This window comes from Kosakonia sp. PSU_27 (assembly GCF_039409795.1).
Classification (GTDB): domain Bacteria; phylum Pseudomonadota; class Gammaproteobacteria; order Enterobacterales; family Enterobacteriaceae; genus Kosakonia.
This window is the reverse complement of the sequence record NZ_JBCIVK010000001.1, coordinates 401,439-415,356: the sequence shown is the minus strand read 5'-3', so window position 1 is coordinate 415,356 and position 13,918 is coordinate 401,439. Positions and strand designations below refer to the sequence as shown.

At 55.8% G+C, this 13,918-nt stretch carries 15 protein-coding genes; 7 read left to right on the top strand and 8 right to left on the bottom strand.

Features of this window, described 5'->3' with window-relative positions; all coding sequences use genetic code 11:
• Positions 1–137: 137 nt before the first annotated feature.
• On the top strand, positions 138–851 hold the full coding sequence (mpaA, locus tag AAIG26_RS01995; protein WP_343179496.1) for a murein tripeptide amidase MpaA: 714 nt from the start codon (positions 138–140) through the stop codon (positions 849–851).
• Here mpaA and ycjG read toward each other — a convergent pair.
• The gene (gene ycjG / locus AAIG26_RS01990; RefSeq protein WP_343179495.1) at positions 842–1,807 is read right to left on the bottom strand and encodes an L-Ala-D/L-Glu epimerase; all 966 of its coding nucleotides are present in this window, start codon (positions 1,805–1,807) and stop codon (positions 842–844) included. The genes mpaA and ycjG overlap by 10 nt on opposite strands.
• Before the next feature lie 117 nt (positions 1,808–1,924).
• On the opposite strand from ycjG, the gene tpx reads away from it, so the two are divergent.
• Positions 1,925–2,431, top strand: coding sequence for a thiol peroxidase (gene tpx / locus AAIG26_RS01985; RefSeq protein WP_017457215.1), 507 nt, complete (start codon positions 1,925–1,927; stop codon positions 2,429–2,431).
• Positions 2,432–2,480: 49 nt separating this feature from the next.
• Here tpx and tyrR read toward each other — a convergent pair whose 3' ends face one another.
• The 7 genes from tyrR to pspA form a co-directional block, all read right to left on the bottom strand.
• Entirely contained in the window at positions 2,481–4,022 is a 1,542-nt protein-coding gene (gene tyrR, locus AAIG26_RS01980) for a transcriptional regulator TyrR (protein WP_016495900.1), read from the bottom strand.
• Between the two features lie 143 nt (positions 4,023–4,165).
• A complete protein-coding gene (locus AAIG26_RS01975; protein WP_097405918.1) occupies positions 4,166–5,215 on the bottom strand; it encodes a YcjF family protein in 1,050 nt (349 codons plus the stop codon).
• Complete coding sequence (locus tag AAIG26_RS01970; RefSeq protein WP_343180307.1) at positions 5,212–6,609, bottom strand: YcjX family protein; 1,398 nt, start codon at positions 6,607–6,609, stop codon at positions 5,212–5,214. Before AAIG26_RS01970 ends, AAIG26_RS01975 begins: the two co-directional genes overlap by 4 nt.
• A 39-nt stretch (positions 6,610–6,648) precedes the next feature.
• On the bottom strand, positions 6,649–6,885 hold the full coding sequence (gene pspD / locus AAIG26_RS01965; protein ID WP_016495897.1) for a phage shock protein PspD: 237 nt from the start codon (positions 6,883–6,885) through the stop codon (positions 6,649–6,651).
• 9 nt (positions 6,886–6,894) lie between these two features.
• The gene (gene pspC / locus AAIG26_RS01960; protein ID WP_045508091.1) at positions 6,895–7,254 is read right to left on the bottom strand and encodes an envelope stress response membrane protein PspC; all 360 of its coding nucleotides are present in this window, start codon (positions 7,252–7,254) and stop codon (positions 6,895–6,897) included.
• The gene (gene pspB / locus AAIG26_RS01955; protein ID WP_343179493.1) at positions 7,254–7,478 is read right to left on the bottom strand and encodes an envelope stress response membrane protein PspB; all 225 of its coding nucleotides are present in this window, start codon (positions 7,476–7,478) and stop codon (positions 7,254–7,256) included. Before pspB ends, pspC begins: the two co-directional genes overlap by 1 nt.
• 53 nt (positions 7,479–7,531) lie before the next feature.
• Positions 7,532–8,200, bottom strand: coding sequence for a phage shock protein PspA (pspA, locus tag AAIG26_RS01950; RefSeq protein WP_016495894.1), 669 nt, complete (start codon positions 8,198–8,200; stop codon positions 7,532–7,534).
• Positions 8,201–8,352: 152 nt separating this feature from the next.
• Here pspA and pspF point away from each other — a divergent pair, with 152 nt between their 5' ends.
• The 5 genes from pspF (at position 8,353) to sapD (ending at position 13,918) form a co-directional block, all read left to right on the top strand.
• Complete coding sequence (pspF, locus tag AAIG26_RS01945) at positions 8,353–9,348, top strand: phage shock protein operon transcriptional activator (protein ID WP_174240575.1); 996 nt, start codon at positions 8,353–8,355, stop codon at positions 9,346–9,348.
• Positions 9,349–9,446: 98 nt separating this feature from the next.
• Positions 9,447–11,087 carry an ABC transporter substrate-binding protein SapA gene (gene sapA / locus AAIG26_RS01940; RefSeq protein WP_016495892.1) on the top strand — a complete coding sequence of 547 codons (1,641 nt, stop codon included), beginning with the start codon at positions 9,447–9,449 and terminating at the stop codon, positions 11,085–11,087.
• Positions 11,084–12,049: a putrescine export ABC transporter permease SapB gene (gene sapB, locus AAIG26_RS01935; protein ID WP_269231082.1), complete on the top strand. Its 966-nt coding sequence runs from the start codon at positions 11,084–11,086 to the stop codon at positions 12,047–12,049. Before sapA ends, sapB begins: the two co-directional genes overlap by 4 nt.
• Positions 12,036–12,926, top strand: a complete 891-nt coding sequence (sapC, locus tag AAIG26_RS01930; RefSeq protein WP_016495890.1) for a putrescine export ABC transporter permease SapC — start codon at positions 12,036–12,038, stop codon at positions 12,924–12,926. The genes sapB and sapC overlap by 14 nt, the downstream gene beginning before the upstream one ends.
• On the top strand, positions 12,926–13,918 hold the full coding sequence (gene sapD / locus AAIG26_RS01925) for a putrescine export ABC transporter ATP-binding protein SapD (RefSeq protein WP_016495889.1): 993 nt from the start codon (positions 12,926–12,928) through the stop codon (positions 13,916–13,918). Before sapC ends, sapD begins: the two co-directional genes overlap by 1 nt.

Genomic DNA, 13,918 nt, shown 5'->3' with positions numbered 1-13,918 from the left:
TTTTAACTTGGGAGAATGCAAACAGCGGACAGCGGAAAATTGAGGCTGGACGCCAAATTAACCCTCATGGCATGATTTGCGTCGCATCGCTTTATGCTCAACACTTGCTGTAAATAAACGACAATAAAAGGAAGCCTATGCCAGCCACACGCCCGCCTGCTCAACGAGGCGCATTTGCCCCCGGCAGTGAAGAGTTTGGTCGCTCGCTGTTAGGCGCGCCGCTGATCTGGTTTCCCGCCCCCATTGCCACGCGTGAAAGCGGGCTCATTATCGCCGGAACGCACGGTGACGAGAATTCGTCCGTGGTGACGCTCTCCTGCGCGTTGCGCACGCTTAAGACAGATTTACGTCATCATCACGTGGTGCTGGCGGTCAACCCGGATGGTTGCCAGCTTGGTCTGCGCGCAAACGCGAACGGGGTTGATCTTAACCGTAATTTCCCGGCGGCCAACTGGAAACCCGGTGAAACGGTGTATCGCTGGAACAGTGCGGCTGAAGATCGTGATGTCGTCTTGCTGACAGGCGATGCGCCAGGTTCAGAACCGGAAACGCAGGCGCTGTGCCAGCTTATCCATCGCATTCACCCGGCATGGGTCGTGACATTCCACGATCCGCTGGCCTGCGTTGAAGATCCGCGCCAGAGCGCGCTTGGGAAATGGCTCGCGGATGAATTTTCCCTGCCGCTGGTCACCAGCGTCGGTTACGAAACGCCGGGATCGTTTGGCAGCTGGTGTGCAGATATCAATTTGCACTGTATCACCGTCGAATTCCCGCCGATCTCCTCTGATGAAGCCAGCGAGAAATACCTTGCGGCAATGACGGCGCTACTGCACTGTGATCCTCAAAGATGAAGTTTTCCGGTGCTGAAATGCAGCGCCGGTTCAACATCCACCGCCAGCCAGGTCGGGCCATCAAGATCGGCAAAACGCACCTGGCTGGCAAGTGGTAGCGCCGCCGCGATGGCGCGCGAGGTACAGATCATACAACCAAGCATTAGCGTGAATCCTTGTTGAGACGCCTCATGCGCCAGCGCCAGCGCTTCGGTTAATCCGCCGGTTTTATCCAGCTTGATATTCACCATTTCATAGCGCCCATGCAGGTGAGCGAGGCTTTCTCGGGTGTGGCAGCTTTCATCCGCGCAAATCGGCAATGGATGGATGAAATTCGCCAGGGTATCGTCCTCATCGGCTGGCAGCGGCTGTTCCAGCATGGCAACGCCGAGATCCGCCAGCAACTGGCATCGCGCGGCAAGCCCTTCACTGTGCCAGGCCTCATTGGCATCCACAATTAATGTCGCTTCGGGCGCGGCAGCGCGAATTGCCACCAGCCTTTCGCTGATCAAATGGTCATCCAGCTTAATTTTCAGCAGCTGAGCGCCCTTTTCGCTGAGCGCGGCGGCGCTGGCCGCCATCTGTTCCGGTGTGCCAATCACCACTGTTTGAGCGGTGATAATAGTTTCCGGCAAACTGACACCAGCGGACTGGGCCAGCGAGATAGCCGCTTTGCGCGCCTGCAAATCCCACAAGGCGCAGTCAACCGCGTTTCGCGCAGCGCCCGGCGGCAGGAGGGTTTGCAACTCTTCACGCGTCAGGTGGTTTTCCAGTTGCGGCACAATTGTCATGATTTGCGCCATGACAGATGCCTCGCTTTCACCATAACGCGGGTAAGGCGTACATTCCCCGGCGGCTTTTATGCCATCCTCTTCCAGCTCGACCACCACCACGCGCGCTTCGTTGCGCGCACCGCGCGAAATCACAAACGGCGTATGCAGCGGCCAGGTTTCCTCATACACTTTGACGCTTCTCATTCCTCACTCCTCTGCCGCAGGTCTAAACCAGTATAGATATGAAAATTGGTTTGCCGTGCTCTCCGTGGATGGCATAAACTAGCGCCGACGTTAACTATATGTAAACAGGAAGATATTATGTCACAACTCGTTCATTTTCAGGGCAATCCGGTTCCGGTTGCAGGCGCTATCCCGCAGGCTGGCGCAAAAGCCAAGCCGTTCACGCTCGTGGCTAAAGACCTGTCCGACGTCGCACTGAGCCAGTTCGCGGGTAAACGTAAAGTGCTGAACATTTTCCCAAGCATCGATACCGGCGTTTGCGCGGCTTCTGTGCGTAAATTTAACCAGTTAGCAACTGAGATGAACAACACCGTGGTGCTGTGCATTTCTGCTGACCTGCCGTTTGCCCAGTCCCGTTTTTGCGGTGCTGAAGGTCTGAGCAATGTCATTACCCTTTCGACGCTGCGCAGTGCTGACTTCCTCGAAAATTACGGTGTTGGCATCTCTGATGGCGCACTGAAAGGCCTTGCGGCGCGTGCTGTGGTGGTGATTGACGAAAACGACACTGTTGTTTTCAGCCAGCTGGTGAATGAGATCACCAACGAGCCGGATTACACCGCCGCGCTGGACGTGCTGAAAGGTTAATTAACCTGACGCCAACAAAAAAGCCTCCGCAATGGAGGCTTTTTCTTTTCTACTCGTCGCCCTTCTTCTGGCTCAAGCCATATTCCCGCAGTTTATTGGCAATCGCGGTGTGCGAAACGCCGAGCCGCTTCGCCAGTTTACGCGTGCTGGGATAGTTGCGATAAAGCTGGATCAGCACCGAGCGCTCAAAACGGCTGGTGATCTCATCCAGCGATCCCTCCATGGCATCTTCGCCCACCGGCACCGTGGCGGCATCATAATCCGGCAGTTGAATATCCTGAGCGCGCAGCTCGTAGCCTTCCAGCTGCGTTAACGCCCGGTAAATGGCGTTTTTCAACTGGCGCACGTTACCCGGCCAGCCATAGCGGTTGAGCAATTGGTGCACATCCTGCGACAGTTTTGGTCGTGGAACGCCCTGCTCATCGGCGAAACGGGCCACAAAAAGCTCCGTCAGCGGCATGATATCCTGCGGACGATCGCGCAGCGGCGGTAAGTTCAGCGTTAGCACATTCAGGCGATAGTAAAGATCTTCACGGAACAGCCCTTTTTGCACCAGCTCCACCAGATTGCGCTGCGTTGCGCAGATCACGCGCACATCCACATGCACTTCATGATCTTCGCCGACACGCCGGAACGTACCATCGTTAAGAAAACGCAGCAGTTTCACCTGCATACGCGGCGACATTTCGCCAATCTCATCAAGCAGCACCGAGCCGCCGTTTGCCTGCTCGAAAAAGCCCTTTTTCCCTTCCGGCGCATGGCCAAACAGCTCGCTTTCGACGGACTCTTCCGGAATGGAGGCGCAATTCAGCGCCAGATAAGGTTTCGCCGCGCGCGGGCTGGCAAGATGGCAGGCATGCGCCAGCAAATCTTTACCGGTGCCGGTATCGCCGGTGATCAGCAGCGGTGCGGTGAGCATCGCCAGTTTCCGCGCCTGCTCCACCACCTGACGCATTTTCTGGCTCACGGCGACAATCTGACTGAACGCGCTGAGATCCTGTTGGCTCAGGTTTTGTAACTGGCGACCCATACGAATAGTCGAACGCAGCATCACCACCGCACCGGTCAGCACCGGTTCGCCGGTCTCGCCTTCCAGGTGTACCGGCGTTATCTCCATCAGGAAATTTTGCCCGGCGATAACGACGTGCTCGTTATGCGAATTTTGCGGGTTACCATCGAGCCAGCGCTGGAAATTAAACCCCGCAATTAGCTGTACCGCGTTGTGGTTACGAAGTTTATCGGCATCCAGGGCAAAAAGCTGGCAGCTGGCCGGGTTCGCCAGTTCCACTTTGCTTTTCATATCCAGCGACAATACCGGCTCCGGCAGCGCTTCGAGCAGCGCGCTCATCGCGCGGTGTTCGCGTTCGGATGGCATCCACAATACGGTACGTACATCCGTCACGCCGGGGATGCGGCGAATTTCAGCCATCAGGCTGCTGAAGGTGTTAAATTCGAGCGCGGCGAAATTCAGGTAGATCCGCCCGACAGGGTCAATTTCTATCCCGCGTAAGTCGATACCGCGCAGCACCAGTAAATCCAGTAATTCGCGAGTCAGACCAAGCCGGTCTTCACAAAAAACTTCAAGACGCATGGGAATTCGCCCTTATTCATTCACGTAATGAAAGGATGATAAGCCAGTTCGCGGTTGGCAGGAAGATATCTGTCAACAAATATTGACAGTTTGCGGAGAAAAGCGGCACTGCGGCGTAAAGGTAAGCGCGCAGCGCCGGTTTTTTAGTCAGCGGAGCGTTTCTGAAGCGTCTCTTTCAACTGGCTAATCAATTGTCTGCGGAAATCGCCAAGGCGCGGCTTATCGTCGTCAAGCCATGGCAGCGGACGGCACAGCTCCATCGCTTTAATACCGAGGCGCGCCGTCAACAGCCCGGCGCCAATCCCCTGCGCCGCACGCGCCGAAAGCCGGGCCGCCAAATCCTGCGAGACCCAGTCCATGCCAATTTCACGAACCAGTTCGCTGGCACCCGCAAAAGCGATATTCAGCAGCACTAAGCGGAACAAACGCAGACGGCTGTAGTAACCGAGTTCAATACCGTACAGCGTGGCGATACGGTTGATCAGCCGCAGATTGCGCCAGGCGATAAAAGCCATATCGACCATCGCCAGCGGACTGACGGCGATCATCAGCGCGGATTCCGCCGCCGAGCGGCTGATTTCACGCCGGGCCTGAGTATCCAGCACGGGCTGAACCAGATGCGCATACAGGCTGACAATTTCTCGATCATTATGCGTTTCGTGGATCGCCGCATACCAGCGCTGTAGCGCCGGGTGTGCCTGATCGATACCTGCCTGCCGCGCCAGTTTTTCGCAAAAAGCCCGCCCTTTCCCGGTGGCGTGGCTGTGCAATAAATCACGCGCTTCATCGCGTTCCTGCGCACGCTGGCGTAAACGCCAAAGCCGTCGCCATTCGCTGGCAACCGAACCGACACCTGCGCCAACAATCAACGCGCCGGCGGCGCAGCCGCCCAGTGCCACCCAGTCCTGAGTTTGCCAGGCGTTCATTGCCCACTGCACACCTTGCCCGACCACGCTTACGCCAAACAGCGTCAACCCGGCGGTGACCATTTTGCGCCACAGGCTCCGTTTTGGCCGCAGCGCAGCTTCGACCACCGCCTCGGCTTGTCCCTCTTCCGGCAGTTCATCAACCACGGCGGGAGCAAAATTTTCCGCTTGCTTATCATTAAAGGTCTGCGCCCGCTTAAACTGCGCGCTGCTTTCCGCTTCCAGCGGGCCTGCGAAATCGATTCTCGGTTTTAGCGGCTCGGTCATCGCAATTTATCTCCAATCAAAAACTCCAGCGCCGCATCCAGGCGGATATGCGGCAGCGGCGTATCAACATCCATCACTGGCGGGCGGAACGCCTCAAAATTAAAACCTTGCTTGTCCCAGAATGCCTGCCCCGGTAACCGCGCGGGCACTTCACCGGGATAAACGGTTAGCGGCGCGCCATCGCTCAGACGATGCCCGCGCAGCGCCGGGATCTTCTCGCCATTCACATCAATGATGCCGCTTTGCGTCGCCTGCACAGAAGCCAGTCCCAGACAATCTCTACTGATGCCTTCAAACGCCGCGTTTTGCCAGGCGTCCTGGATCAGTTGCTGTAACAGCGACACCATATTGGCGTGCTGATCGACGGTAATATGATCGGCTTTGGTGGCGGCAAATAAGAGTTTGTCGATAACCGGCGCAAACAGGCGGCGAAACAGCGTGCGCTGACCGTAGTGGAAACTTTGCATTAGTTGTGTGAGCGCAAGCCGCATATCGTTAAACGCCTGCGGGCCGTTGTTCAGCGGTTGCAGGCAATCGACCAGTACAATCTGGCGATCAAACTTGAGGAAATGGTGTTTATAGAAACCTTTGACGACATGCTCGCAATAATAGTTGTAACGTTCACGCAGCATCCCGGCGTTAGTGTGTTTACCGGCCTGCGCCAGTTTCGCTTCCCCGGTGCCGTCAACGTCCGGCCACGGGAAGAATTGCAGCGCGGGCGCGCCCGCCATATCACCGGGCAGAACAAAGCGGCCAGGTTGAATAAAGTGCAGCCCCTCTCGTTTGCATTGATGCAAATAGTCCGTCCACGCCGCAGCAATTTCGGCCAGCCGGTTTTCATCCGCTGGAGCCAGCGGATCAAGCCCCGCGCACAGGGCGCGCCATTGTGCCGACCACGCCTGACGCTGCCCTTGCAACAAGCCAGTCATTTGCCGCGACCAGCTCAGGTAATCCTGTGCCAGCATCGGTAAATCCAGCAGCCATTCGCCAGGATAGTCGACAATTTCCAGATAAAGCGTGGAGGTCTCTTTGAAATGGCGCAGCAGCGAATCATTGGAGCGAAAACGCAGCGCAAGGCGGATTTCGCTGACGCCGCGCGTCGGCGTCGGCCAGACCGGCGGCGATCCATACAACTGCGCCAGCCCCTCATCATAGGTAAAACGGGGAATACCAAAATCACGCTGCGGCACGCGTTTCACGCCAAGCAGCCGCTCTTCGCGCACGGCGCTTAGCAACGGCAGACGTGAACCTGCGTGAATGTTCAGTAATTGATTAACCAGTGCGGTAATAAATGCGGTTTTGCCACTGCGGCTCAGGCCGGTCACCGCCAGACGCAAATGCCTGTCCATTCCGCGGTTAACCAGCGCATTCAATTCGTTACGAAATCGATCCATCGCCATTGCGTTTTGCCTTAGAGCGTTAGCCGTAATCCCTTATTTTATCTCGTTTTGGGACAGGAAGCGGCGAGAAAATTTATTCGCAGCTCGCTTTAACAACGGCTCCAGCGCGAACGCCAGCAGCAACTTAACCGGGCGTCGGGCGACGGATTTCACCGCCCAGCCCGCAACACCTGCCGGGCCGAAGCGCAGCGCGGTCAGCAACGCCAGCTTTCCGACAATCTGCAAACCGGGTTTTACGTTACGGTGAACCTGTTGCCAGCGTTGATTCATATTTTTCTCCTACAACTGACGGAAACGGCTGCGCAGCGAGAACGTATCTGAGGTGACATAACGTTCCATCTGGCGCAAACGGGTTTCTCCGGCGGCGAGCTGTGCGTCTACCGCGTCCAGCAATTCGCTGCTGCCCGGTACGTTTTCGCTCTCGGCATAATTGTCCGGCAGCGGATCCAGCACAAAAAACAGCACGATGTACGCCGCCACAACAAAGAAAAACAGCCCGAAAAACATCGCCAGAATGGCAAGAATACGCACGACTTTGACGCGAATATCCAGATACTGCGCGATGCCTGCACAGACACCACCGATTTTTCCGCGCTGCGGGATGCGCCATAACTTTTTATTCAGATCGAGGGTTGCCATTAGCGGTCTCTCCAGTTCGGGTGCTCAGCATCAAGAATATCTTCCAGCGCCTGAATACGTTCGCGCATCCTCGTGGCCTCTTCGGAAAGCTGGAGTAAGCGCTGCTGCTCGCTCTGGTTAAGTTCGCCGCGTGAAGTGCGATTGTTGTAATGCAGCCATAACCAGACCGGCAACACAAACAGGATGAAAAGTGTCAGGGGTATAGCCAGAAACAGCGTGCTCATGTGTACTCCTTACAGCGGATGAGGAGCGGCATCTTCTGATGCCGCCGTTATTATTATTCGTTGTCTTGTTTCATTTTGGCTTTCAACTGCGCCAGTTGCTCGCTGATTTCGTCATCGGCACGCAGTTCTGCAAATTGCTGATCCAGCGATTTCTGCTTTCCAAAACCGTGACTTTCCGCTTCGGCTTCCATCTGGTCGATACGACGTTCGAACGATTCAAAGCGCGCCATCGCTTCATCCAGTTTGCCGCTGTCGAGCTGCCGGCGGACATCGCGCGATGAGCTGGCCGCCTGGTGACGTAACGTTAATGCCTGCTGGCGGGCACGGGTTTCGCTGAGTTTATTTTCCAGCTCGCCGATCTCTTTTTTCATCCGCGTCAGACTTTCATCCACCAGCGTCACTTCCTGCTCAAGCGTTTCAATCAGCGCGGTAAGTTTTTGCTTTTCAATCAGCGCCGCACGCGCCAGATCGTCTTTATCTTTCCGCAGCGCCAGTTCGGCTTTTTCCTGCCACTCGGCCTGCTGCGCGCTCGCTTGTTCAATGCGACGCGTCAGCTGTTTTTTCTCCGCCAGCGCACGCGCTGAAGTTGAACGAACCTCCACCAGCGTATCTTCCATCTCCTGGATCATCAGGCGCACCAGCTTTTGTGGATCTTCGGCTTTTTCCAGCAGTGAATTGATGTTGGCGTTCACGATGTCGGCAAAACGAGAAAAAATACCCATAATCTGTTCCTCTTGATTTCTGTAATCGGGCTTAGCCCTGCTGCTGGACTATTACAAACGCCGTGCCAACTTTTTATCTCATTGAATATAAAGCAGATGAATAGTTTTACCGCAACGATAACTTAGGCTAGAGTAGTTAATATCACTAACTAGTGGCGAATTTCATCATGTCGGAACAAAAGGATAACTTACTCGGCGAGGCCAACAGCTTTATTGAGGTGCTGGAACAGGTTTCGCGCCTCGCGCCCATCGATAAGCCGGTGCTGATCATCGGCGAGCGCGGTACCGGTAAGGAGCTGATTGCAAACCGTTTGCACTTTCTCTCTTCGCGCTGGCAAGGACCGTTCATTTCGCTCAATTGCGCGGCGCTGAATGAAAACCTGCTTGATACCGAACTCTTTGGCCATGAAGCGGGCGCGTTTACTGGCGCGCAAAAACGCCATCCGGGCCGGTTTGAACGTGCCGATGGTGGGACGCTGTTTCTTGATGAACTGGCCACCGCGCCAATGCTGGTGCAGGAAAAGCTGCTGCGAGTGATTGAATATGGCGAGCTGGAGCGCGTCGGCGGAAGCCAGCCGCTACAGGTCAATGTGCGGCTGGTTTGCGCCACTAACGCCGATCTGCCGCAAATGGTACAGGACGGCACATTCCGCGCGGATTTGCTCGACCGGCTGGCCTTTGATGTCGTGCTCCTGCCGCCGCTGCGCCAGCGTCAGAGCGATATCATGCTGATGGCGGATCATTTCGCTATCCAGATGTGTCGGGAACTGAAATTGCCGCTCTTCCCTGGCTTTACCGATCACGCGCGCGACGTGCTGATGGGCTATTCATGGCCGGGTAATATTCGCGAACTCAAAAACGTGGTGGAGCGCTCAGTTTACCGCCACGGCAGCATTGATACGCCGCTTGATGACATCATCCTTGATCCTTTCAACCGTGATATCACTCCCCAACCACAAACCGGGCGGGAAGCAGACGGGTTACCAGCGTTGCCGCTGGATTTACGCAAATTCCAGTTCGATCAAGAAAAAGCGCTGCTGCAAACCAGCCTGCAACAGGCGAAATTTAACCAGAAACGTGCGGCGGAGTTACTCGGGCTCACTTACCACCAACTGCGCGCACTGCTGAAAAAGCACCAAATCAGCTGAAATCGCCGACAATAACAGCAGTCGTAAGCAGACATTTGTACGAAGCCATAGCAAGTGCGATACACTTTGCACATGAATTTAAAATCGTTGAAAAAATCATGCGTCTGGTTTTCTCTTCCCTGCTATTGACCGCAAGCCTGGCAACGGGTTTTGCGCAAGCGGCGACACCGCTTTCTGAGCAAGCGGATATTCGCGACAGCGGCTTTGTCTATTGTGTCAATGGCCAGGTCGATACCTTTAACCCGCAAAAAGTCAGCAGCGGTCTGATAGTCGATACGCTGGCGGCACAGCTTTATGATCGCCTGCTGGATGTCGATCCTTATACCTACCGGCTGGTTCCGGAGCTGGCGGAAAGCTGGGAAGTGCTCGATAACGGCGCGACCTACCGCTTTCGCCTGCGCGACGGCGTGGCTTTCCAGAAGACAGCCTGGTTTACGCCGCACCGCACCCTGAACGCCGATGATGTGGTCTTCACCTTCCAGCGCATTTTCTCGCGCAATCATCCCTGGCATAACGTCAACGGCGGCAACTTCCCCTATTTCGACAGCTTGCAGTTTGCCGATTCTGTCGACAGCGTGCGCAAGCTCGATAACCGCACGGTTGAATTTCGCCTGAAAAAACCGGATGCCTCCTTTTTATGGCATCTGGCGACACACTATGCTTCGGTGATGTCGGCAGAATACGCCGCCCAGTTAGAGAAAAGCGATCGCCAGGAGTTGCTTGACCGGCAGCCGGTCGGTACCGGGCCTTATCAACTGGATGAATATCGTGCCGGGCAATATATTCGGTTACAACGTCACGAAAAGTTCTGGCGCGGTACCCCATTGATGCAACAAGTGGTGGTCGATCTCGGATCCGGCGGCACCGGGCGCTTGTCGAAGCTGTTAACCGGCGAGTGCGATGTGCTGGCCTGGCCTGCCGCCAGCCAGTTGACGATTTTGCGTGATGACCCGCGTTTGCGACTCACGTTGCGCCCGGGCATGAACATCGCCTACCTGGCGTTTAACACCAACAAACCGCCGCTGAATAACCCGGAAGTGCGCCATGCGCTGGCGCTGGCTATTAATAATCAGCGTCTGATGCAGTCGATCTATTACGGAACCGCTGAAACCGCCGCTTCAATATTGCCGCGCGCCTCCTGGGCCTATGACAACGAAGCGAAGATCACCGAGTACGATCCGGCGCAGGCTCGCGAACGTCTGAAAGCGCTGGGGCTGGAAAATTTGACGCTGCAATTGTGGGTGCCGACCAGTTCACAGGCGTGGAACCCAAGCCCGTTGAAAACCGCCGAACTGATTCAGGCAGATATGGCACAGGTCGGTGTTAAAGTGGTGATTGTTCCGGTGGAAGGCCGTTTCCAGGAAGCGCGGCTGATGGATATGAATCACGATTTAACCCTTGCCGGCTGGGCAACGGACAGTAACGATCCCGACAGTTTCTTCCGCCCGATGCTCAGTTGCGCGGCAATCAACTCACAGACCAATTTTGCGCACTGGTGCAACCGAGAGTTCGACGAGGTGTTACAAAAAGCGCTGGCTTCACAGCAACTTGCGGCTCGCATTGATGATTATGACGAGGCGCAGCAGATACTGGCGCGCGAATTGCCGGTGTTGCCGCTGGCATCTTCCCTGCGTTTGCAGGCGTATCGCTATGACATTAAAGGCCTGGTGCTGAGCCCGTTTGGTAGCGCCTCCTTTGCCGGTGTTTCGCGGGAAAAACAAGAGGTATCGCCACAATGATTATCTTTACCCTGCGCCGCCTGTTATTACTGCTGGTCACGCTTTTTTTACTGACCTTTGTCGGCTTTAGCCTGAGCTATTTTACGCCCCACGCTCCGCTTCAGGGCGCGTCGCTGTGGAATGCCTGGGTGTTCTGGTTTAACGGTTTGCTGCACTGGGATTTTGGTGTTTCCAGCATCAATGGTCAGTTAATTTCAGAACAGCTTAAAGAGGTGTTTCCGGCCACTATGGAGCTATGCCTGCTGGCGTTTGGCTCCGCCTTGTTAGTGGGAATCCCGGTCGGCATGCTGGCTGGCGTGATGCGCGGCAAGTGGCAGGATAAAATGATCAGCGCTTTTGCGCTGCTGGGCTTTTCAATCCCGGTGTTCTGGCTGGCACTGCTCTTAACCCTGTTTTTCTCGCTGAATTTAGGCTGGCTGCCGGTGTCGGGTCGTTTTGATCTGTTATACGAAGTCAAAACGGTGACCGGTTTTTCGCTGATTGATGCCTGGCTCTCCGATTCGCCGTGGCGCGAAGAGATGATTATCAGCGCCTTACGTCATGTCGTGTTGCCGGTGTTAACGCTGGCGGTGGCACCGACTACCGAAGTTATTCGTCTGATGCGCATCAGCACCATCGACGTGTTCGATAAAAACTACATCAAAGCGGCGGCGACGCGCGGCCTTTCGCGGCTGACGATCCTGCGCCGCCATGTTTTGCATAACGCCCTGCCACCGGTGATCCCGCGTCTCGGCCTGCAATTTTCGACCATGCTGACGCTGGCGATGATAACCGAAATGGTCTTTAGCTGGCCTGGGCTGGGGCGCTGGTTGATCAATGCGATTCGCCAGCAGGATTATGCGGCGATTTCCGCAGGTGTGATGGTGATAGGCTCACTGGTTATTATTGTGAACGTGCTGTCCGATATTCTCGGCGCGCTGGCTAATCCGTTGAAACATAAGGAATGGTATGCCTTACGATAGCGTCTACAGCGAAAAACGCCCGCCTGGCGCGCTGCGAACCGCGTGGCGCAAATTTTACGGCGATACCACCGCGATGATTGGCCTGTATGGCTGTGGCGCGTTAGTGCTGCTGTGTATTTTCGGTCACTGGTTTGCCCCTTACGGCATTGACCAGCAATTTCTCGGTTATCAGTTGCTGCCGCCCTCCTGGTCGCGCTACGGCGATGTTTCGTTTTTTCTCGGCACAGATGATTTAGGGCGCGATGTATTAAGCCGGTTGTTGAGCGGTGCAGCGCCAACGGTGGGCGGTGCCTTTGTCGTTACGCTAGCGGCAACGCTTTGCGGGCTGGCGCTTGGCGTTTTCGCCGGTTGCACTCACGGCCTGCGCTCGGCGGTGCTGAATCATATTCTCGACACGCTGCTGTCGCTACCGACACTGCTGCTGGCGATTATTGTGGTGGCGTTCGCCGGCCCGCATCTCTCGCACGCAATGTTCGCCGTCTGGCTGGCGCTGCTGCCGCGCATGGTGCGTTCCGTTTACAGCCTGGTGCATGACGAACTGGAAAAAGAGTATGTGGTTGCCGCGCGGCTTGATGGTGCGTCAACCATGAATATTCTCTGGTTTGCCGTGTTGCCGAACATTACCGCAGGCATGGTGACAGAAATTACCCGCGCGCTGTCGATGGCGATCCTCGATATTGCGGCACTCGGTTTTCTCGATCTCGGCGCGCAACTGCCCTCTCCGGAATGGGGTGCCATGCTTGGTGACGCGCTGGAGCTGATTTATGTTGCACCGTGGACAGTGATGCTGCCGGGCGCGGCAATTATGGTGAGCGTGTTGCTGGTTAATATTCTTGGCGACGGTATCCGCCGCGCGATCACAGCGGGGGTGGAATAATGCCGCTTCTTGATATTCGTAATCTCACCATCGAAGTGAAAACCGGTGAAGACTGGGTAAAAGCCGTCGATCGCGTCAGCCTGACGCTGGCAGAAGGTGAAATTCGCGGGCTGGTTGGCGAGTCCGGCTCCGGTAAAAGCCTGATTGCTAAAGCGATTTGTGGCGTTACCAAAGACAACTGGCGCGTCACCGCAGACCGTATGCGCTTTGATGATGTTGATCTGCTGCGCCTCTCCTCACGTGAGCGCCGCAAGCTGCTGGGCCACAACGTATCGATGATTTTTCAGGAACCGCAATCCTGTCTCGATCCCTCCGAGCGCGTTGGCAAACAGCTGATGCAGAATATTCCCGGCTGGACGTGGAAAGGCAGCTTGTGGCAACGTTTTGGCTGGCGGAAACGCCGCGCCATTGAGCTGCTGCACCGTGTTGGCATTAAAGATCATAAAGATGCGATGCGCAGTTTTCCTTATGAGCTGACCGAAGGTGAATGCCAGAAAGTGATGATTGCTATCGCGCTGGCTAACCAGCCGCGATTGCTGATTGCCGATGAGCCGACGAACGCGATGGAACCGACCACCCAGGCGCAAATCTTTCGCCTGCTCGACAGGCTCAATCAGAACAACAACACCACCATTATGCTGATCAGCCATGATTTGCAGATGCTGAGTAAATGGGCGGATCGCATCAATGTGATGTATTGCGGCCAGACCGTGGAGACCGCTCCGAGCGAAGAGTTGATCGCAACGCCGCATCACCCTTATACGCAGGCGTTGATTCGCGCGATCCCGGATTTCGGCAGCGCGATGCCGCACAAAAGCCGCCTGAATACCCTGCCCGGCGCGATCCCGCTGCTGGAACAGTTGCCGATCGGCTGCCGCCTGGGGCCGCGCTGCCCTTACGCCCAGCGTAAATGTGTGGAAACGCCGCGGTTAGCCGGTGCAAGAAATCATCTCTTCGCCTGCCATTTCCCGCTGAATATGGAGAGTGAGTGA

Coding starts and splice junctions, on each gene's coding strand:
- sapB (WP_269231082.1), top strand. CDS start 11,084: ATGATTATCTTTACCCTGCGCCGCCTGTTATTACTGCTGGTCACGCTT.
- ycjG (WP_343179495.1), bottom strand. CDS start 1,807: ATGAGAAGCGTCAAAGTGTATGAGGAAACCTGGCCGCTGCATACGCCG.
- tyrR (WP_016495900.1), bottom strand. CDS start 4,022: ATGCGTCTTGAAGTTTTTTGTGAAGACCGGCTTGGTCTGACTCGCGAA.
- AAIG26_RS01970 (WP_343180307.1), bottom strand. CDS start 6,609: ATGGATCGATTTCGTAACGAATTGAATGCGCTGGTTAACCGCGGAATG.
- pspA (WP_016495894.1), bottom strand. CDS start 8,200: ATGGGTATTTTTTCTCGTTTTGCCGACATCGTGAACGCCAACATCAAT.
- pspD (WP_016495897.1), bottom strand. CDS start 6,885: ATGAATCAACGCTGGCAACAGGTTCACCGTAACGTAAAACCCGGTTTG.
- sapD (WP_016495889.1), top strand. CDS start 12,926: ATGCCGCTTCTTGATATTCGTAATCTCACCATCGAAGTGAAAACCGGT.
- AAIG26_RS01975 (WP_097405918.1), bottom strand. CDS start 5,215: ATGACCGAGCCGCTAAAACCGAGAATCGATTTCGCAGGCCCGCTGGAA.
- pspC (WP_045508091.1), bottom strand. CDS start 7,254: ATGGCAACCCTCGATCTGAATAAAAAGTTATGGCGCATCCCGCAGCGC.
- pspB (WP_343179493.1), bottom strand. CDS start 7,478: ATGAGCACGCTGTTTCTGGCTATACCCCTGACACTTTTCATCCTGTTT.
- mpaA (WP_343179496.1), top strand. CDS start 138: ATGCCAGCCACACGCCCGCCTGCTCAACGAGGCGCATTTGCCCCCGGC.
- sapC (WP_016495890.1), top strand. CDS start 12,036: ATGCCTTACGATAGCGTCTACAGCGAAAAACGCCCGCCTGGCGCGCTG.
- tpx (WP_017457215.1), top strand. CDS start 1,925: ATGTCACAACTCGTTCATTTTCAGGGCAATCCGGTTCCGGTTGCAGGC.
- sapA (WP_016495892.1), top strand. CDS start 9,447: ATGCGTCTGGTTTTCTCTTCCCTGCTATTGACCGCAAGCCTGGCAACG.